12 protein-coding genes are annotated in these 19241 nt (G+C 69.3%); 6 read left to right on the forward strand and 6 right to left on the reverse strand.

Annotated elements, in window-relative coordinates:
• Window positions 1–62 precede the first annotated feature (62 nt).
• Genes PBN85_RS15650 through PBN85_RS15670 form a run of 5 tightly spaced genes read left to right on the forward strand, consistent with a single transcriptional unit; the run spans window position 63 to window position 8985 of the window.
• Complete coding sequence (locus PBN85_RS15650; protein ID WP_037535529.1) at window positions 63–1604, forward strand: tryptophan halogenase family protein; 1542 nt, start codon at window positions 63–65, stop codon at window positions 1602–1604.
• A gap of 17 nt (window positions 1605–1621) precedes the next feature.
• Window positions 1622–3565 carry a sialate O-acetylesterase gene (locus PBN85_RS15655; protein WP_271299563.1) on the forward strand — a complete coding sequence of 648 codons (1944 nt, stop codon included), beginning with the start codon at window positions 1622–1624 and terminating at the stop codon, window positions 3563–3565.
• A 42-nt stretch (window positions 3566–3607) separates the two neighbouring features.
• Window positions 3608–6280, forward strand: a complete 2673-nt coding sequence (locus PBN85_RS15660; RefSeq protein ID WP_271299564.1) for a glycoside hydrolase family 3 C-terminal domain-containing protein — start codon at window positions 3608–3610, stop codon at window positions 6278–6280.
• Window positions 6277–8157 carry an NPCBM/NEW2 domain-containing protein gene (locus PBN85_RS15665; RefSeq protein WP_271299565.1) on the forward strand — a complete coding sequence of 627 codons (1881 nt, stop codon included), beginning with the start codon at window positions 6277–6279 and terminating at the stop codon, window positions 8155–8157. Before PBN85_RS15660 ends, PBN85_RS15665 begins: the two co-directional genes overlap by 4 nt.
• A 60-nt stretch (window positions 8158–8217) precedes the next feature.
• Window positions 8218–8985, forward strand: a complete 768-nt coding sequence (locus PBN85_RS15670; RefSeq protein WP_037535535.1) for a FadR/GntR family transcriptional regulator — start codon at window positions 8218–8220, stop codon at window positions 8983–8985.
• A gap of 6 nt (window positions 8986–8991) precedes the next feature.
• Here PBN85_RS15670 and PBN85_RS15675 read toward each other — a convergent pair whose 3' ends face one another.
• From PBN85_RS15675 to PBN85_RS15690, 4 genes are read right to left on the reverse strand one after another with little or no spacing between them, the layout of a single operon-like run.
• Window positions 8992–10554 carry a glycoside hydrolase family 43 protein gene (locus PBN85_RS15675; RefSeq protein WP_271299566.1) on the reverse strand — a complete coding sequence of 521 codons (1563 nt, stop codon included), beginning with the start codon at window positions 10552–10554 and terminating at the stop codon, window positions 8992–8994.
• Complete coding sequence (locus PBN85_RS15680) at window positions 10551–11609, reverse strand: alpha/beta hydrolase (protein ID WP_271299567.1); 1059 nt, start codon at window positions 11607–11609, stop codon at window positions 10551–10553. The genes PBN85_RS15675 and PBN85_RS15680 overlap by 4 nt, the downstream gene beginning before the upstream one ends.
• Before the next feature lie 20 nt (window positions 11610–11629).
• Window positions 11630–13066 carry an arabinan endo-1,5-alpha-L-arabinosidase gene (locus PBN85_RS15685; protein ID WP_271299568.1) on the reverse strand — a complete coding sequence of 479 codons (1437 nt, stop codon included), beginning with the start codon at window positions 13064–13066 and terminating at the stop codon, window positions 11630–11632.
• Window positions 13067–13082: 16 nt separating this feature from the next.
• Window positions 13083–13784 carry an acetylxylan esterase gene (locus PBN85_RS15690; RefSeq protein WP_271299569.1) on the reverse strand — a complete coding sequence of 234 codons (702 nt, stop codon included), beginning with the start codon at window positions 13782–13784 and terminating at the stop codon, window positions 13083–13085.
• Between the two features lie 332 nt (window positions 13785–14116).
• Here PBN85_RS15690 and PBN85_RS15695 point away from each other — a divergent pair, with 332 nt between their 5' ends.
• Complete coding sequence (locus tag PBN85_RS15695) at window positions 14117–15745, forward strand: glycoside hydrolase family 43 protein (RefSeq protein ID WP_271299570.1); 1629 nt, start codon at window positions 14117–14119, stop codon at window positions 15743–15745.
• 57 nt (window positions 15746–15802) lie between these two features.
• On the opposite strand, the gene PBN85_RS15700 is transcribed toward PBN85_RS15695, so the two are convergent.
• Both PBN85_RS15700 and PBN85_RS15705 read right to left on the reverse strand, forming a co-directional pair.
• The gene (locus PBN85_RS15700; protein WP_373276437.1) at window positions 15803–17227 is read right to left on the reverse strand and encodes a sugar porter family MFS transporter; all 1425 of its coding nucleotides are present in this window, start codon (window positions 17225–17227) and stop codon (window positions 15803–15805) included.
• 41 nt (window positions 17228–17268) lie between these two features.
• Window positions 17269–19047, reverse strand: coding sequence for an IlvD/Edd family dehydratase (locus tag PBN85_RS15705; protein ID WP_037535545.1), 1779 nt, complete (start codon window positions 19045–19047; stop codon window positions 17269–17271).
• Window positions 19048–19241: the final 194 nt, after the last annotated feature.

The following is a 19241-nucleotide window of genomic DNA, read 5'->3' on the forward strand; positions in this document are numbered from 1 at the left end:
CTCCCCCTGGGCGGAGCGCAGCTCGACTTGCGCTCCGCCCGTTTTTTGCGAACATCAGGGTCATGCATCCGATCAGGAACATCGTCATCGTCGGCGGCGGCACCGCCGGGTGGCTCACCGCCGGGGTGATCGCGGCGCGTCATCAGGGCCAGCGGCCGCACGGCTTTACCGTCACGCTGGTCGAATCGCCGAACGTCCCGATCATCGGCGTCGGCGAAGGCACCTGGCCGACGCTGCGCACCACGCTCAAACGCATGGGCGTCTCCGAAACTGAATTCTTCCGCCAGTGCGACGCGTCGTTCAAACAGGGCGCGCGCTTCAACCGCTGGACGACCGGCGCCGTCGACGACGGCTATTACCATCCGCTGATGCTGCCGCAGCAATTCGGCAGCGTGAATCTTGCGCCGCACTGGCTCGCTGCGGGCGGGGACGACAGCTTCTGCGACATGGTCACGCCGCAGGGCCGGCTGTGCGACGAGGGCCTCGCCCCCAAGACGATGGCGACGCCCGAATATGAGGGGCAGGCGAATTATGCCTATCACCTCGACGCCGGCAAATTCTCCGCGTTTCTCCAGCGCCATTGCTGCGACACGCTCGGCGTCCGCCACGTCCTCGCCGACGTTACCGAGGTGCTCAAGGACGAGGGCGGCGACATCACCGGCCTGCGCACCGAACAGGGCATCGCCGTCGACGGGGATCTGTTCGTCGACTGCACCGGCTTTGCCGCATTGCTGATCGGCAAGGCGATGGACGTACCCTTCCGCAGCTGCGCCGACACCCTGTTCTGCGACACCGCGCTGGCGATCCAGGTCCCCTATGCGCAGGCGGACGATCCGATCGCCAGCCACACCCTCTCGACCGCGCAGTCCGCCGGCTGGATCTGGGACATCGGCCTGCCGACGCGGCGCGGCGTCGGCCATGTCTTCTCGAGCAGCCATATCGACGTCGATGCCGCCGAGCGTGAGCTGCGCGCCTATCTCGGCCCCGCCGGCGCCGATCTGCCGGTGCGCAGGCTGGCGATCCGTGCCGGTCATCGCGAACGGTTCTGGGAGCGCAACTGCGTCGCGGTCGGGCTGGCGGCGGGTTTCCTCGAACCGCTCGAAGCCTCGGCGATCGTGCTGATCGAATTGTCGGCGAAGATGATCGCCGAGCAACTGCCGCCGTGCCGCGAGGTGATGGACGTGGTCGCGCGCCGCTTCAACGAGACGACCCATTACCGCTGGGGCCGGATCATCGACTTCCTCAAGCTGCATTACGCCCTGACCCGGCGCACCGATACTGACTTCTGGCGCGACAATGCCCGGCCCGAGACGATCCCGGACCGGCTGCGCGGGCTGATGGAGCTGTGGCAGCATCAGTCGCCGTGGCTGCACGACGAATTCGACCGCGCCGAAGAGGTGTTCCCCTCGGCGAGCTATCAATATGTCCTCTACGGCATGGGCGCGCGCAGCGCGGTGCTGCCCGGCACGATCGAGGGTGAGGCGGAGCTGGCACGGCGCGCGCGGCGCGAGAATGCCATGCAGACGCAGCGCATGGTCGCCAGCCTGCCGCGCCACCGTGAGCTGATCGAGCGGATCGTCCGTCACGGCCTGCAACCCATCTGACCCCCGAAAGGCCCGCCATGCGTCTTCTCGCCTCCGCCTCGTGCCTGATGCTCGCGCTCGGTCTGGCCACTACTGCCGCCGCGGCACCGCGGCTCGACGGGGTGCTCGCCGACCATGCGGTGATCCAACGCGATCAGCCGATCGACCTCAGCGGCGATGCCGGCGCGGGCGAGACGGTGATGATCTCGCTCGCCGGCCATACCGTCACCGCCAAGGCGACGCGCGACGGGCGGTTCACCGCGCAGCTGCCGGCGCTGCCCGCCGGCGGCCCCTTTGAACTGACCATCGCCGCGGCGAGCGGCGCGGCGGTGATCCGCGACATCCTGATCGGGGACGTCTACCTCTGCTCGGGCCAGAGCAACATGGAGCTCGCGGTTACCGATGCGCAGAAGCTGATCCCGGACGCGCATCCGCCGCTCGACGACCAGTTGCGGCTGCTCACCATCGCCAAGGTCGCCGCGCCCGCGCCGCTCGCCCGCCTGTCGCAGCCGCCGCGCTGGGTCGCCGCGGACAACACCAGCGCGCAGGGCTTTTCGGCAGCCTGTTTCTATATGGCGCAGGCGCTGCGCCGCACCGCCAAGGTGCCGATCGGTGCGATCCATTCGAGCTGGGGCGGATCGCGGATCAGCGCCTGGATGAGCGCGCCGGCCTTGCGCAGCGCCGGCATGGGCGCGGAGGCGGATCTGCTCGCGCTCTATGCTCGCGACCCCGCTGCCGCCGAACGTCGCGCCTCGGGCATCTGGGAGGATTGGTGGCGCGCCGGTTCGGGCGACGCGCGCGGGCGCGAACCGTGGCAGGCCGACGCCGCACTCGACTGGCAGCCGGTGCCGGCGATGACCAATTTCGAAACCTGGGGCATTCCCGCGCTCGCCGACTATAACGGCATGATCTGGTATCAGCGCACGATCGACGTCACCGCCGAACAGGCGCGCGGGGCGGCGACGCTGGTGCTCGGCATGGTCGACGATGCCGATCGGACCTGGGTCAACGGCGTCGGAGTCGGCGGCAGCAGCCTCGCCGCGCAGTCACGCGTCTATGCGCTGCCCGCCGGCACGTTGAAGGCGGGGCGCAACGTCATCACCGTCAATGACGACGACGTCTATGCCTATGGCGGCATGACCGGCCCCGCGGACACGATGCGCGTCACCTTCGCCGATGGCTCCAGCGTGCCGATCGGCAGCGGCTGGCGCTATGCGATCGCCAAGCGTCTGCCCGGTGCCGCGCCGCGCGTGCCGTGGGACGACATCAATGGCGCCGGCACGCTGTACAATGCGATGATCGCGCCGCTGTCGCCGATGCATATCGCCGGCATCGCTTGGTATCAGGGCGAGTCCGACACCGGCATTCCCGGCTATGACCGGCGTCTCGCCGCGCTGATCGCCGACTGGCGCCGTCGCTTCGCCAGCCCGCGCGCCGCCGCGGGCATCGTCCAGCTCGCCTCCTACGGCACGCCGGAGATCGCGCCCTCCGACAGCGGCTGGGGTATCGTCCGCGACGCGCAACGCCGCGTCGCCGCCGCCGACCCGCTCGCCGGCATCGCGGTAGCGCTCGACATCGGCGACGTGCTCGACATCCATCCCGGCGAAAAGCACGAGGTCGGCCAGCGGCTCGCGCGGGTGATGCGTGCGACCGTCTATAAGGAAAGCATAGCCGCCTCCGGTCCGGCGATCGCCGGGGCGAGTGCGGCGGCGGGTGGCGGTGTCACGCTGCGCTTCTCGGGCGTCACCGGTGCGCTGCACGCGCGGGGCGCCGACCGCGCGATCGGCTTCCAGCTGTGCGACGCGGCGCCCGGCAGCTGCCGCTATGCGAGCGGCACCGTGGCGGGGACGACGGTGACGCTGCCGGGGGACGGCAAGCCGGTGACGCGCGTCCGCTACGCCTGGGCCGATTCACCGGCGACCAATCTCGCCGACGAGGCGCAATTGCCGGTCGGCACCTTCGAGGTGCCGGTAACACGATAAGCGGCAAATGCCGCGACGGGAGAGACAATGAAGGCGATCACCATGCGAGCGACGGCCCTGGCCACGGCGGGCGTCGCGCTCGCCCTCACCCCGGCGCTGGCCCGCGAATCCACGACGCCCGCCCAGACGCCGGCGCCGGCCGCGGCGCAAGGCGACGAGGCGATCCGCCTCGCCACCGCGACGGTCGCGCGCATGACGATCGCCGAGAAGCTGCCGCAATTGCTCAACGTCGCGCCGGCGATCCCGCGGCTGCGCATCCCCGCCTATAATTGGTGGACGGAATCGCTCCACGGCGCCCTCGGCGCGCGCAACACCACCAACTTTCCCGAACCGATCGGCCTTGCCGCCAGCTTCGACGCGCCGCTCGTCCATGATGTCGCCGGCGCGATCTCGACCGAGGTGCGCGGCCTCCATACGCTCGCGCGCGAGACCGGCCGGGTCGGGCGGATCGGCACCGGACTCGACACCTGGTCGCCCAACATCAACATCTTTCGCGATCCGCGCTGGGGGCGTGGACAGGAGACCTATGGCGAGGACCCGTTCCTCACCGCCACGATGGGCGTCGCCTTCGTCCGCGGCATGCAGGGGCCGAACCCCGATCGCCCGCAGGTGATCGCCACGCCCAAGCATTTCGCGGTACACAGCGGCCCCGAGGGCACACGGCACGAGGCCAACGTCTTCGTGTCGCCGCACGATCTTGAGGACACCTATCTGCCCGCCTTCCGCGCCGCGATCGTCGACGGGCGTGCCGGATCGGTGATGTGCGCGTACAACCGTATCGATGGCCAGCCCGCCTGCGCGAGCGACCTGCTGCTCAAGGAGCATCTGCGCGGCGCCTGGGGTTTCACCGGCTATGTCGTCTCCGACTGCGACGCGGTGAAGGACATCGCGGACAATCACAAATACGCCCCCGACAGCGCCACCGCGGTTGCCGCGGCGCTGCGCACCGGTGTCGACAGCGAGTGCAACAACGCCTCGACCGCCGATACCGCCGGTCTGGAGACCCGCTATCGCGAGGCGCTCGACCGCGGCCTGATCAGCGAGGGGGATGTCGATCAGGCGCTGATCCGCCTATTCGCCGCGCGCTACCGCAACGGCGATCTGCCCGGCCTGGCCGGCGCCCCCGCCGCGATCCCGACCGGCGCGATCGGCAGCCCTGCGCATCGCGCGCTCGCGCTCGCCGCCGCGGAACGATCGATGGTGCTGCTCAAGAACGACGGCGTGCTGCCGCTGCGCAGCGGCGTCAAGGTGGCGGTGGTCGGGCCGCTCGGCGATGCGACGCGCGTGCTGCGCGGCAATTATTCGTCGGGCCTGTCCGGGCCGCCGGTCTCGGTGCTCGAAGGCCTGCGCACCACGCTCGGCGCGAGCCAGGTGACGCTGGTGCCTTTCGGCGAGTCGATGACCGACGGTGACCGCGTGCCGACCAGCGCGTTGCGCACCCCCGACGGCAAGCCCGGCGTACTCGCCCGTTACTATAATCCGGCGACGCCGCTGCCGGCGCTGTTCGCCCCCGGGACGCGCGAGAAGACGATCGCCGCGGTCCGCTATCAGGCCAAGCCGGTGGTGACGCGGATCGAACCCGATGTCGGTGACCGCAACCTCGACCTCGCGCGCGTCGCCGACGTCCATCGCACGGTGTTCACCGGCTTCCTCGTCCCGCCTGCGACCGGCCGCTACCGCGTCGGCCTGTCGGGGTCGGGCGGGACGCTCGAGCTCGACGGGCGGATCGTCTCGGATCGGACCAAGGCGCGCTGGAACGATCTGCCCGGCATGACCACGATCGAGCTGACCGCGGGCAAGCGCTATCCGTTCACTGTCACCGGCGGCGGCGGCGACCTCGTCTGGAAGCGCGTCTCGGCGACGCCCGACGCCGATCTCAAGCGCGCCGCCGCCGCAGCCGACGTGCTCGTCGCGGTGGTCGGCCTGACCTCGGACCTCGAAGCGGAAGAGACCGGGGTGACGATGCCGGGCTTCTCCGGCGGCGACAAGACGACGCTCGACCTGCCTGCCGACCAGCTGGCGATGCTCGACCAGGCGCGCGCCACCGGCAAGCCGATCGTCCTCGTCGCGATGAACGGCAGCCCGATCAACCTCGCCTGGGCGAAGGATCATGCCGCCGCGGTGCTGGAGGCCTGGTATCCCGGCGAGGCGGGGGGGCTTGCCGCCGCCAATATCCTGACCGGCCGCACCAATCCATCGGGCCGGCTGCCGCTGACCTTCTACCGCAGCGTCGCCGACCTGCCGCCGTTCGGCGATTATGCGATGACCGGCCGGACCTATCGCTATTTCAAGGGCACGCCGGTCTATCCCTTCGGCCACGGCCTCAGCTACACGCGCTTCGCCTTCGCGCCGCTCACCGTCACCCCCGCGCCGGGCGGGGCCGAGACCGGCCTCAGCGTCGCCACCCGCATCACCAACAGCGGCGAGCGCGCCGGGGAAGAGGTGGCGCAGCTCTACCTCGACTTCCCGGATGCGCCCGGCGTGCCGCGCGTTGCGCTGCGCGGCTTCCAGCGCGTCGCGCTGCGCCCGGGCGAGGCGAAGGACGTGCGGTTCGACCTGTCGCCGCGCGATCTCAGCGCGGTGACGCCCGACGGCCGGCGGATGGTGATGGCGGGGCGCTACCGCGTTACCGTCGGTGCCGGCCAGCCGGGGACCGGCGTTCCCGGCCAGTCGGCCGCCTTCACCGCCCGTCAGTCCGCGGAGCTGCCGAAATGATCCGCCGCCTCCTGCTCGCCGGCGCCGCGCTGGGGCTGTTCGCGACTCCGGCTCTCGCCGCCGATCCGCTCGCCGCCACCGGCCGATGGAGCGCCAATACCGACGGCAGCGCCCCGACGCCGCCTATGGGCTGGAACAGCTGGAATGCCTTCAACAGCGATGTCGACGAGGAGAAGGTGCTCGCCTCGGCCCAGGCGCTGCTCGACACCGGCCTCGTCAAGCTCGGCTATCGCTACGTCAACATCGACGACGGCTGGTGGCTCAAGCGTCGTCAGCCCGACGGGCGGATGCTGATCCGAACCGATCACTTCCCCTCCGCCGCGACGGGTCGCGACCCGAGCTTCCGCCCCTTCACCGACCGGCTGCACGCCATGGGGCTGAAGGCCGGCATCTATTCGGACATCGGCCGCAACAGCTGCGGCCAGATCTACACGCCCGATTTCAAGAACCAGCCCGAGGGCACCGTCGCCGAACGGGAGATCGGCCTGTACGGCCATATCGACCAGGACATCGCACTCTACTTCCGCGACTGGAACTTCGACTTCATCAAGGTCGATGCCTGCGGTATCCGCGGCCTGCCCGCCGATGCGCCGCGCGTCCGATCGGGCCTGTACCGGGCTCTGCCGCCGCTGGTCGACATGCAGTCGCTCGGCGGCTCCGACGTCGCCGGCATCCGCGGCCTGTACCAGCAGGTCGGCGGCGCGATCCGCCGTTATGCGGGGGACCGGCCCTATGTCTTCTCGCTATGCCTTTGGGGTGCGGGCGACGTGCGCGCCTGGGGCAAGGACGTCGGCAACAGCTCGCGGACCAGCGACGATATCCAGCCGATCTGGACGCGGATGCTGACCAATTTCGACACGGTGACGCATCGCGCGCTCTACGCGCACCCCGGTTCGTGGAATGATCCCGACATGCTGTTCGTCGGCACCGGCGACTTCGATACGGCGCATCCGGTCGAGGCACGCTCGCACTTCTCGCTCTGGGCGATGCTCAACGCGCCGCTGATCATCGGCTATGACCTGCGCAAGCTGACCCCCGAGCTGCTGACGATCTTCGGCAATGCCGATCTCGTCGCGCTCAACCAGGATGCGGCGGGCAATCAGGCGGTACTCGCCTATGATTCAGATGACGTGCAGATCTTCGCCAAGACGCTGGCGGACGGCAGCAAGGGCGTCGCGATCTTCAACCGCACCGCCGCCCCGACCAGGGCGGTGCTCACCGCCGACCACCTCAAGCTGCTCCCCTCGGCCGACGTGCGGCTGCATGACCTGTGGAGCAAGGCCGACAGCCGCTTCCGCGGCGAGACGACGCTGACGCTCGCCCCGCACGAGACGCGCGTGTTCCGCGCCAGCGGCACGCGGCGGCTGGCGAACGGCCTCTATCTTTCCGAACAGACCGGCCGGGTCAATCCGGCGGTCGACGGCGTGGCGACGCCACAGGCCGATCCCACCATCCATCATTCGCCGACGCCCTGGGGTGGCACCCGCGGCACCGGCGACCATCCGCAATATGGCGGCTGGGGCGGTGCCGAGGCGGATCGCGCGCCTTATGGCAAGCTGATGCGCGTCGCCGGGCGGGAGTATGACACCGGCATCGGCATCCTTGCCAATTCGCGGCTGGAGGTCCGCAACCAGGGCTTCACCCGCTTCAGCGCGCAGGTCGGCGTCAACGACTCCGGACAGAAGGCCGGCAAGGTCACGTTCGAGATATGGGGTGACGGGCGGTTGCTCGGCCGTTCGCCGGCGATGGCGTTCGGCACGCCGGCCGCTCCCATGCAGGCCGACGTGCGCGGCGTGGCGATCGTCGAGCTGGTCGCGCGCGCCAGCGATGGCGCGATCCAGCCGGCAACCTGGGCCGAGGCCGCGCTGTCCCGCTAAGCACTATGCCAATACCTTCCGCTTATTGACTTATCCTGTGATCCGCGCCTTGTCTGTCGGGTGGCCAGCGAAGATGAGACCGACGGGGCAGCCGTGCCCGCACCCGATCCGCGGACGCGGCGACCGGGCCGGCGTCTGCGCGGCGCGGTCGCCAACAAGCTCGGCATCGCCATCCTGTCGGGCGAGTATCGCCCCGGCGACGTGCTGACCGGCGAAATCGCCGCGGCGGAGGCGCTCGACGTCTCGCGAGGCGCCTATCGCGAGGCGGTGCAGGTGCTGACCGCCAAGGGGCTGGTCGAAAGCCGCCCCAAGACCGGCACGCACGTGCTGCCGCGCGAACGGTGGAACCTGCTCGACCCCGATGTGCTCGCCTGGGCCTTTGCCGGCGAGCCCGATCCACGGCTGATCCGCAGCCTGTTCGAACTGCGGCTGGTGGTCGAGCCCGCCGCCGCCGCGCTGGCCGCCGATCGCCGCACGCGCGCGGATCTCAGCCGGATGGGCGAGGCGCTCAAGGGCATGCGCCGCCACACGCTGGCGACCCCGGAGGGCCGCGCCGCGGATCGCGACTTCCATGATGCGCTGCTGCACGCGACCGGCAATGATGCGATGATCGTGCTCGGCGCGTCGATCGGCGCGGCGGTGGCGTGGACGACGCAGTTCAAGCAGCGCACCCGCGCGCTGCCGCGCGACCCCATCCCCGACCATGCGCGCGTCTATGACGCGGTCGCGGCCCGCGATATCGCCGGCGCGACCGCGGCGATGCAGGCGCTCGTCGACCTCGCGCTCAACGACACGCGCAGCGCGATGCCCGCCGAAACGCGGGTCTGACGGTCGTCAGGGGCGCACCGGCCCGGCCGGCGCCAGCTTCGACAGGGTGAAGCCGTCGACGTCGATCCAGCCCCGGCTCGGCGCGGCGTTATAGCAGAACAGCGCATATTGCTCGCCCTGGAAGGTGCCCGTCCGCCACGCGAAGGCGAGCGGCACGTCACCGCCGAGCGCGGTCCAGCGCCGCCCGTCGAGGCTGTAGGCGAAGCGGCTGCGATCGGTGGTGAAGTCCATGTCGGTGCGCAGCCACAGCGCGTCGCTGCGCGGCAGAGCGGCGCTCGCCTGTGTCGTCGTGACCGCGCCCTCGACGCGATCCTCCGTGGTTTCCGCCAGCAATGTGGTCCGGCCGGCGGCATCGCGCGTCACCGTCAGATTGCCGCTATACTGGCCGAGCGTCCCGAAGCCGCAGCGGTCGCCCGCGGCGAAATGGCGGATGTCGAGCTTGACCTCGCCACGGCTTGCCGGCCCCTGCCCCTTCTGGGTCAGCGTGTTGCGCGCCGACCAGAAGCGCGGCGCCAGCGTCGGGTGCAGCCGCAGCCAGCCCGGGCGCTCGGTCAGCGACCAGCGCGCGGGATCGGGATTGTGGTTCCACTGCCATTGCAGCCCGAGCCGCGGGGCGGTGAACGTATCTGAGGTGCCGGGCTCGGCGAAGCGGCCGCCGGGAATCGGCTTGGCGGCGCGGCGCGGCACGCGGCCGGGCGCGGATGGCGTGCCCCAGACGGGCCAGCCGTCCTGCCAGAACACCGGGCTCATGTTGGTCATCCGCCCGATCGCGCCGCTGTCTTCCATGACGAAGCCGAACCAGCGCCCGTCGGGCAGATCGACCAGCGCACCCTGATGGCCGCCGGTCTTGTCGTCGATCTGGTCGCGCGTCTCCCACGGCCCAAACAGGCTGCGCGACCGCGACACGCTGAGCGCGAGGCGCGGCGGCAGCGCATTGAACAGATAATAATAGTCGCCGCGGCGGATGATCTTCGACCCTTCCGCCCCCTTGATATAGTGGATGCGCCGCGCGTCGGTGACATGCGCCAGCGCCGCATCGAGCGTCAGCAGCGTGATCGTGCCGTCGGCGGTGGAGGCGGTGGCGAGGTAGGCGCGGCCGTCGGGCTCGATGAACAGGCCGGGATCGAACGCCTCGCGCTCCAGCTCGTGATAGCGCCACGGCCCGCGCACGTCCTTGGCATACCAGATGCGCGTCTTCTGCCCGACCGGCGTGTTGGCGAGATAATAGGTGCCGGCATGATAGCGCAGGCTCGAGGCGAAGAGCCCCTTGCGATAGGCGTTGCCGCCCTGAAGATCGTATTGCGGCAGGCCTTCCAGCCGATCGACGAGATGCGAGACGATCGTCCAGTTGATCAGGTCGCGGCTGTGCAGGATGGTGATCCCCGGCACGTTGGCGAAGGTGGTGCTCGCCATATAATAATCGGAGCCGACGCGGATCACGTCGGGATCGGGATAGTCCGCGTAAAGCACCGGGTTGCGGAAGCTGCCGTCGCCCTGATCCGAACGCCACACCTGCGCCGACGCCGCGCCGGCGATCAGCAGCGCCGCACCCAGCAGGCCGAGCCTCATCGGCCGAACGCCAGCGCCCGGCCGAAGAAGGGCAGCATCACCCCCTGCACCCGCCCGGCGACGCCGCTGACGTGATCGCCCGGATAGACGGTGAAGCTGTTGGCGATACCGTAGCGGTCGAGCCCGTCGTGCAGCCGCGCGGCATCGTCCTTCAACCCGTCACGATCGCCGACGTCGATCCCGATCGCGGCATACCGTTTGAGATTGCCGGCATATTGGTCGAGCATCGCGAGCGGCGCATTCGCCGCCCAGCGGGCCAGCACGTCGGGCTGCGAGACGCCGTCCTTGACCGGCAGGTCGAGGAACAACGGCGGCGCCTTGGGATCGGGCGACCAGGCCGCCGCGGTGGCGAGCTGTGCCCGCAGCCCCCACGGCAGGCTCGCGCTGTCGGCGGGCGAGCGCAGCGCACGGATCGTCGCCTCGGCCGCCGCATCGGTCTGGCCGAGCGCGCGGGTGGAGAGACAGCACGGGCTCATCATGTAGAGCGCGCCGAACGTCTCGGGATGCTTCATCCCGATCCGTGCGGTGCCGTATCCGCCCATCGAATGACCGGCGAGCCCGCGGCTGCGCCGGTCGGCGAGGGTGCGGTAATGGCCATCGATATAGGCGACGAGATCGCGGGCGACGAACGTCTCGAAATCGCCGACCGTCACCGAACTCGAATAGAAGGAGCCGTTGTGCATCGTCTTGCTGTCGGGCAGCACGACGATCATCTCGCGCGTGCCTTGCGCAAAGGCGCCCTCGATCGTCTGCGGCACATGGATCTCCTTGACCCATTGCTCGACGCCGATCGAATAGCCGTGCAGCGCATAGACGACCGGATAGCGCTGCTTGGGATGGCTGCGATAGCCGGGCGGCAGCACCACCAGCACCGCGCGATCGGCGCTGTTGCCCTCCAGATTGCCTTCGACGCTGGGCGCATGGACGGTGATCCGCTCGACCGTCACCGGCTTGGCGCCGGCGACCGGCGGGGGCGCGGGCGTCGCGACCTGCGCCGGGGCGGAGGCAGCGCCGAACAGCGCGAGCGCGGCGGCGAGCAGGGGCAGTCGGATCATGCGGAGTCCTCGGTTTGCGCTCATGGCCGTCGGAAGGTCCAGCGCCCGGCCGGGCTCGCCGGATCGAAGGCGGCGAGCGACGGCGTGCTCGCGCCGATCGCGACCAGCGCCAGGTCGCGGCGGCCGCCCGGCACCGTCTTGGGCATGATGCGATAGCTGCCGTCGGTCAGTTGGTCGATCTGCCACAATTGCTCGGCCGCGCCGGTGAAGACGGGCACCGCCTCCACCTCCCCCGCGGCGGTCGCGGCCAGCGCCCGCGTCGTGCCGGCGATGATCAGCTTGTAATAGGGTGCACCGAACCAGCCGCCGGCCCCGGCGACCGGCGTGATCGTCCAGAGCTGATGCGGCCGGACCATATAATCGGCGAGGTCGACGCGGACCCGCCCCTGCGGCCAGCCGGCGCTGTCCTGCGCGAGGCTCTGGTCGGGCAGCGGCGCGACGGGATCGCTCGGCTTGGCCATGAAGCTCGCCCGCGCGTCGAACGGGATGCGGACGAAGTCGGTCGCGAGGCCGAGCGCATAGCCGCTGCGCTCCGAGGCGATCTCATAGGTGCCGGGCACGACATTCTCGCCCGCCACCGGCCAGCCGTCGCGCCACAGCAGCGGCTGGATGCCGAGCACGCTGCGCCCGCTGCGATCCATGTCCGCTTCGTAATGCATCGAAAATTTCTCGACCCCGCCGTCGAGCTGGATGCGGCCGAAATGCCCCGGTCCGATCGACCGGCCGCGCGCGCTCACCACCAGCTTGCCGCCGCCGCGCAGCAACGGCACGCCCATATGATCGAGATACGGCCCGAGCGGACTGCGCGCCCGGCCGACGCGGATATGATAGGTGGAGTTCGGGCCGTCGCAGCAGGTGCCGTGCGTGCCGAGCAGGTAATACCAGCCGTCGCGATACATCATCGCGGTCGCTTCCATGTCGATCGCGACATCGACCGGCTGGTTGCCGGCGACGCGCAGGCCGGTCTTCGGATCGAGCTCGACGATGCGGATCGGCCCGAAATAGGTGCCGTAGGTCAGCCACAGCCGCCCGTCGACGAGCAGGAAGGCGGGATCGATCGCATCCGCGGTCTCGACCCCGTCGCTCGACGCGACGACGCCGACGTCGTGGTAGCCGAAGCGTGGCGACTTGGGGTCGAGCGACAGCGTCCACATGATCTTGACCTGGCTGGCATGGCCGCCCGACATGCCGCCGCCGCCGACCGCATAGGCGACGTAATAGCGCTCGCCGATCTTGATGACGTCAGGCGCGACGCCGCCGCCGGGGCGGACGGGCCCGCCATGCCAGGTCCAGCCGTCGTCGGAGACGAGCCCGCCCTGCCGCGTCCCGAAGGTATACCAGCGGCCGTCCGACAGCGTGACGGTGGAGGGATCGTGGATGAACGGCTCGCCCGCCAGCTGCGCGGCGGCCGGAGTGGCAGATGCGAGCGCGAGCAGCAGGGCGGCGGAACGGATCATGGCGTCTCTCCCCGGATCAGCGCAGCACGGTGGACATAGCGGTGATCGGCTTGCCGTCCGCATCGAGGAAGCGGAGGCAGAAGTCGCTCAGCCCCGGGCCGTTGATCACCGCGCCACGGATGACGTTGCGGCCCTTGCGCAGCGTCAGCCGGTCCGACAGCACGTCGTCCATCACCATCCTCCGGTCGTTGAACAGGCCGACCGCCTCCTTGCCGTTGAGCCACCAGATCGACGCGGCGTTGGACCCCACCGCCATCCGCACGTCGCGCATCTCGCGCGGGGAATCGACCACGGTATAGGCCCAGAAGATCACGCCATAGGTCGGCTTGCCGAGCCCCTGGGCCAGGTTGAACAGCTTGATGTCGAAGCTGTTCGAATCAAGCGCATGCCAGCGCAGCGGTTCGGCGGCGCGCACCGTATCGCCGTCGCGCGGCGTTGCGGTGAACTGGCCGGGGAAATAGTCGGTGGTGAGCGCGGTACGCACATAGCTGGCGGTGAAGCCGGCGTTGCTGCGATTGGGCTTGGTGATCGGTTCGAGCAACAGCCAGCGACGCAGGAAGCCGTCACCGTCCGGCGTCGCGGGGGCCGCGGCGGCGGGCGTGAAATAGGGTGCGATCCCGGCTGCCGGAGCCGCCTGCTGCCCGGCGGATGCAGGCGTCGCACCGATCAGCAGCGCCGCCGTCGCTGTCGTCAGCCAATGCGGCAGCGACGCACGCATCTGCGATCCCCGAAGGAACGAGAATCGCCAGCGGAAGCGGCGATTACTCCGAGCGTCACGGTCGATGGGCATCGCGGTCATCCCCTCCTGTCGTCACGCGGGCTGCAGTCTGCGATCGTCCGATCGCGCCGCCTCTGTCGTCCCGTGCGTGATGCGGAACCTATGCTGGTAACGCTATCGTGTCTATCGGCTGCGACGCTATTTCTTGGAGTAATAGTCTTTTACCCCGACGCACTTGCTGGCGCGCCGCCTTGGTAGCGGTATAACTCGGGCAACGGCCGACGCATCCGGCGTCAGGACGATCGGGAGAGACGAGGATGGCAAGACGAGCCATGGTTTTGGCGCTGGCGCTGGCCGGCAGCAGCGCGGCGATGGCAAGCGAGGCGCCGCGCTTCAGCCGCTTCACCTATCAGGGGCAATCGCAGGAGCAGGCGACACCGGCGGCAGGCGAATATCGCAACCCGATCCTGTCCGGCTATTATCCCGATCCGTCGGTGACGCGCGTCGGCGACGATTATTATCTGGTCAATTCATCCTTCGCGCACTTCCCCGGCCTGCCGGTCTTCCACTCGAAGGATCTCGTCCACTGGACGCAGATCGGCAATGCGATCGACCGCCCGGGCCAGCTCGACTTCACCGGCCGCCGCACCTCGGAAGCCGTCTTCGCGCCCGACATCACCTATCACGCCGGCACCTTCTACATCGTCAACACCTGCGTGTCGTGCAAAGGCAATTTCGTCATCACCGCGAAGAACCCGGCGGGGCCGTGGTCCGACCCGATCTGGCTGCCGTTCGAGGGGATCGATCCGTCGATCTATTGGGAGGGCGACCGCGCCTATATCGTCAACAACCGCGCCCCCGCCGAACCGCCGCGCTACGAAGGCCATCGCGCCATCTGGGTGCAGGAATATGACTGGCGCGCCGGCAAGATGGTCGGCGAGAGCACGCAGCTGATCAACGGCGGCGTCGACATAGCCAAGAAGCCGGTGTGGATCGAAGGGCCGCACATCTTCCGCAAGGACGGCTATTATTATCTCACCGCGGCGGAGGGCGGCACCAGCGTCAACCATTCGCAGGTCGTGTTCCGCTCGCGGGAATTGCGCGGTCCGTATCAGCCGTTCGCGGGCAACCCGATCCTGACGCAGCGCGATCTCGATCCGGCCCGCCCCAATCCGATCACCTCGGCCGGTCATGCCGAGCTGGTGCAGACGCAGACCGGCGACTGGTGGGCGACCTTCCTCGCGGTGCGGCCCTATCAGGGCAATTACTATAATATCGGGCGCGAGACCTTCCTGCTGCCGGTGACGTGGCGCGACGGCTGGCCGATCATCCTGCCGCACGGCCAGACGATCCCCTTCACCGCCGCCGCACCCCGGCTGCCGCAGCAGCGCCCGCCGGCGCTGCCGACCAGCGGCGACTTCGCCTATACCGACACCTTCGCCGGACCGAAGCTGGCGATGCAGTGGATCGGCGTGCGCACGCCGCAGACGCCGGTCTATCATATCGACCGTCACGAACTGGTGCTCGACCGCGGCGCGGCGATGGGCGACCTCACCGGCGTGCCCGCCTTCGTCGCGCGCCGTCAGCAGCATCATAACGCGACGATCAGCACCACCGTCCGCTTCACCCCGGATGCCGATGGCGAACGCGCCGGCCTCGCGGCGATGCAGAGCGACCAGAACTTCCTGTTCTTCGGTATCACCCGCCTCGCCGGCAAGCCGATGGTCGCGCTCTATACCAGCGACAAGGGCGCCGAACGGCTCGTCGCCTCCGCCCCGCTCGCCGCGGCAGGCCCGGTGACGCTGACGATCCGCGCCACCGGCGGCACGATGGCCTTCGCCTATCAGGCGGGCGGCGCGACGCGGACGCTCGCCAGCGACGTCGATGCGCGCTTCCTTAGCACCGAGGCGGCGGGCGGGTTCGTCGGCACGCTGATCGGCCCCTACGCCTTCCGGCGCTGAAACGAAGGGGGGCGGCCCCGCAGGACCGCCCCCCCGTTCATTGCGATGACCGGCGGATCAGCCCGCCATGTCCTCCAGTTCGCGACCGGCGGTCTCGTTGACCATCTTACGGACGAAGAAGAACGACGCCGCCGCGAAGAAGGCATAGCCGAAATAGGTCACCGACAGGCCCGGCGACACGGCCAGCGCCGGGAAGCTGACCGAGATCGCCGCATTGGCGATCCACTGCGCGAAGCCCGACACCGCAAGACCCGAGCCGCGGATCTGGTTCGGGAACATTTCGCCGAGCATCACCCACATCACCGGGCCCCAGCTGCCGTTGAAGAAGATGACGTAGAGGTTGGCGGCGATCAGCGCGATCATGCCGTTATGCCCCGGCAGCGAGACGGCGCCCGCCGCATCGGTGACCGCGGTCGAGAAGGCCCAGGCGACCACCGCCAGCGTCACCGCCATGCCCGCCGACCCGACGAGAAGCAGCGGCTTGCGGCCGATCTTGTCGACGGTCGCGATCGTGAACAGACACGCCGCGATCGACAGCACGCCCGACAGGATGTTGATCTGCAACGCATTGTCTTCGGTGAAGCCGACCGCTTCCCACAGCACCGCGCCATAATAGAAGACGACGTTGATGCCGACGAGCTGCTGGAAGATGGCAAGGCCGATGCCCGCCCACAGGATGGGACGGATCTTGCCGGTGCGCTTGTCGCGCAGGTCCGACAGCTTGGGCTTGTGGTGATCGGCGGCGAGCGAGTTGCGGATCTCGCCGACCTTGCGATCGGCCTCGGCCTTGCCGAACAGGCGGGTGAGCACGGTGTGCGCCGCCTCCTCACGCCCCTTGGCCATCAGGAAGCGCGGGCTTTCCGGAATGACGAACAGCGCGACGAGATAGATCGCCGCCGGGATCGCCTGCAGCCAGAACATCCAGCGCCACGCCGGATAGCCGAGCCAGAACGGCGCGGTCGAACCGCCGGCATAGCGGGCGAGGACGAAATTGGCGACGAACGCGCCGGTCAGGCCGGTGATGATCATCACCTGCTGCACGCTGGTCAGCCGGCCGCGGATCGAGGCGGGGGTGACTTCCGAGATGTAGACGGGCGAGATGACGCTCGCCGCACCGACGCCGAGGCCGCCGATGATGCGCGCGAAGATGAAGATTTCCGACCCGCTCGCCGCGCCGGCGAGCAGCGCGCTGACCAGGAACAGCAGGGCGGCGAGCATCATCACGTTGCGGCGGCCGATCGCATCGGCCATCCGCCCGGCGCCGAACGCGCCGATCGCCGAGCCGACCAGGATCGCGCCGACGTTGACGCCGATGCCGAGCCGGCCGAGCGCGAACGCTGCCTCCAGCCCCTTCTGGGTGCCGTTGATCACCCCCGAATCATAGCCGAACATGAAGCCGCCGATCGTCGCCACCGCGACGATCGCGGCGATGAAGCCGTGATTCGTGGCGGTCCCCCCCGCCCCCCTTGCCATATCCGTCATCGTCTCTCCTGTGCCGGTCACCGCCGGCGAATGAATGGACCTTAGTGGTTATGCCGTGGCGTACGCGCGGCGATACCCCGATATTTGAGTGCGAAGTCGAGGACGCCGCCCTGCCCGAGCTGGCCGGTCTTTTCCCGATACAGTTCCTCCCACGGCGTGTGGCTTTCGGCAATGGGGGGCGCATCACCGCCGCGCCGGATCGCGATCTCGGCCGCGTCGACCAGGGCGTCGCACCGTCCCGTATTGAGATCGACGCGGATCCTGTCGCCGGTCCGCAGCCAGGCGAGCCCGCTGCCGACCGCGCTTTCGGGGCTGGCGTTGAGGATCGACGGGCTGTCCGACGTGCCCGACTGCCGTCCGTCGCCGAGCGTCGGCAGCGTCAGGATACCGCGCTGGATGAGGTGATCGGGCGGCTGCATGTTCACCACCTCCGCCGATCCCGGCCAGCCGATCGGGCCGGCGCCTCGGATGACCAGCATCGAATTCTCGTCGATCCCGAGCGCGGGATCGTTGATGCGATGGTGGTAATCGTCCGATCCCTCGAACACCACCGCCTTCGCCTCGAAGACGTTCTCGCGCCCCGGCACGGTGAGATAGCGGTCGCGGAAGGCGGGGGAGATCACGCTGGTCTTCATGATCGCGAAGTCGAACAGATTGCCGGTCAGCACCAGGAACCCCGCCTGCTCCTTGAGCGGCTGGTCATAGGGCCGGATCACCTCGCGGTCGCTGGCAACGCGGCCGGCGCAATTCTCCGCGACGCTGCGGCCGGTGACGGTCAGGCAGTCGCCGTCGAGCTTGCCCGCGGCGAGCAACTCGCTCATCACCGCCGGTACGCCGCCGGCGCGGTGGAAGCGTTCGCCGAGGAACCGCCCCGCCGGCTGGACGTCGACGATCAGCGGCAGGTCGTAGCCATGATCCATCCAGTCGCTGGCGCGCACCTCGATCCCGGCATGCGCCGCCATCGCCTGGATATGCGGCTGCGCGTTGGACGATCCGCCGATCGCGGTGACCAGGCGGATCGCGTTGAGGAAGCTTTCACGGCTGAGGATGCGCGACGGGCGCAGATCCTCATAGGCCATGTCGACGATGCGACGGCCGGTCTCATAGGCGATCTGGCCGCGCTCGCGATACGGGGCGGGAATCGCGGCGCAGCCGGGCAGCGACAGGCCGAGCACCTCGGCGACCGCATTCATCGTCGAGGCGGTGCCCATCGTGTTGCAATGGCCCGCCGAGGGCGCGCTGTCGGTGGCACGCTGGAGGAACTCCTCCTCGTCGATCTCGCCCGCGGCGAGCTTCCGGCGCGAGCGCCAGATGACGGTGCCCGAACCGACCAGCTCGCCTTCATGCCAGCCGTCGAGCATCGGCCCGCCCGACAGGACGATCGCTGGAATGTCGACGGTGGCGGCGGCCATGATCCCCGACGGCGTCGTCTTGTCGCAACCGGTGGTCAGCACCACCGCGTCGATCGGATAGCCATACAGCGTCTCGACCAGTCCGAGATAGGCGAGGTTGCGGTCGAGCGCCGCGGTCGGCCGGCGGCAGTTTTCGAAGATCGGATGAACCGGAAATTCGAGCGGGATGCCGCCCGCGTCGCGGATGCCGTCGCGCACCCGCCGCGCCAGGTCGAGGTGGATGCGGTTGCACGGGCTGAGGTCGCTGCCCGACTGGGCGATGCCGATGATCGGCCGGCCCGAGCGCAGTTCCGCAGGGGTCAGGCCATAATTCATGAAGCGTTCGAGGTAGAGCGCGGTCATGTCGGCGCGGGCCGGGTCGGCGAACCAGTCGCGCGAGCGGAAGGGACGGACCGGTTGGCGTGACACGCTATACTCTCCACCTGGGCGATGCACTCGCTCACCCCTGTTGGTATCGCTATCAGGCCAAGCCCGCACGTCAAGGCCGCAAACGGTCGTACCCGAGACGCCGACCTCCCCGCAACCGGCGCAATCCCGTTTCGATACGATCGATCGACGATCGATGCGCGGGCACCGCCTCCGACATCGAAATCCCCGGCCCG

Origin of the sequence: Sphingomonas sp. CV7422, from assembly GCF_027945725.1 — a bacterium.
Classification (GTDB): Bacteria; Pseudomonadota; Alphaproteobacteria; order Sphingomonadales; family Sphingomonadaceae; genus Sphingomonas; species Sphingomonas kyungheensis.

What these genes read in the sequence shown, in the direction of transcription:
- PBN85_RS15650 (WP_037535529.1), top strand. Translation starts at nt 63, where the DNA reads ATGCATCCGATCAGGAACATCGTCATCGTCGGCGGCGGCACCGCCGGG.
- PBN85_RS15655 (WP_271299563.1), top strand. Translation starts at nt 1,622, where the DNA reads ATGCGTCTTCTCGCCTCCGCCTCGTGCCTGATGCTCGCGCTCGGTCTG.
- PBN85_RS15660 (WP_271299564.1), top strand. Translation starts at nt 3,608, where the DNA reads ATGCGAGCGACGGCCCTGGCCACGGCGGGCGTCGCGCTCGCCCTCACC.
- PBN85_RS15665 (WP_271299565.1), top strand. Translation starts at nt 6,277, where the DNA reads ATGATCCGCCGCCTCCTGCTCGCCGGCGCCGCGCTGGGGCTGTTCGCG.
- PBN85_RS15675 (WP_271299566.1), bottom strand. Translation starts at nt 10,554, where the DNA reads ATGAGGCTCGGCCTGCTGGGTGCGGCGCTGCTGATCGCCGGCGCGGCG.
- PBN85_RS15680 (WP_271299567.1), bottom strand. Translation starts at nt 11,609, where the DNA reads ATGATCCGACTGCCCCTGCTCGCCGCCGCGCTCGCGCTGTTCGGCGCT.
- PBN85_RS15685 (WP_271299568.1), bottom strand. Translation starts at nt 13,066, where the DNA reads ATGATCCGTTCCGCCGCCCTGCTGCTCGCGCTCGCATCTGCCACTCCG.
- PBN85_RS15690 (WP_271299569.1), bottom strand. Translation starts at nt 13,784, where the DNA reads ATGCGTGCGTCGCTGCCGCATTGGCTGACGACAGCGACGGCGGCGCTG.
- PBN85_RS15695 (WP_271299570.1), top strand. Translation starts at nt 14,117, where the DNA reads ATGGTTTTGGCGCTGGCGCTGGCCGGCAGCAGCGCGGCGATGGCAAGC.
- PBN85_RS15700 (WP_373276437.1), bottom strand. Translation starts at nt 17,227, where the DNA reads ATGACGGATATGGCAAGGGGGGCGGGGGGGACCGCCACGAATCACGGC.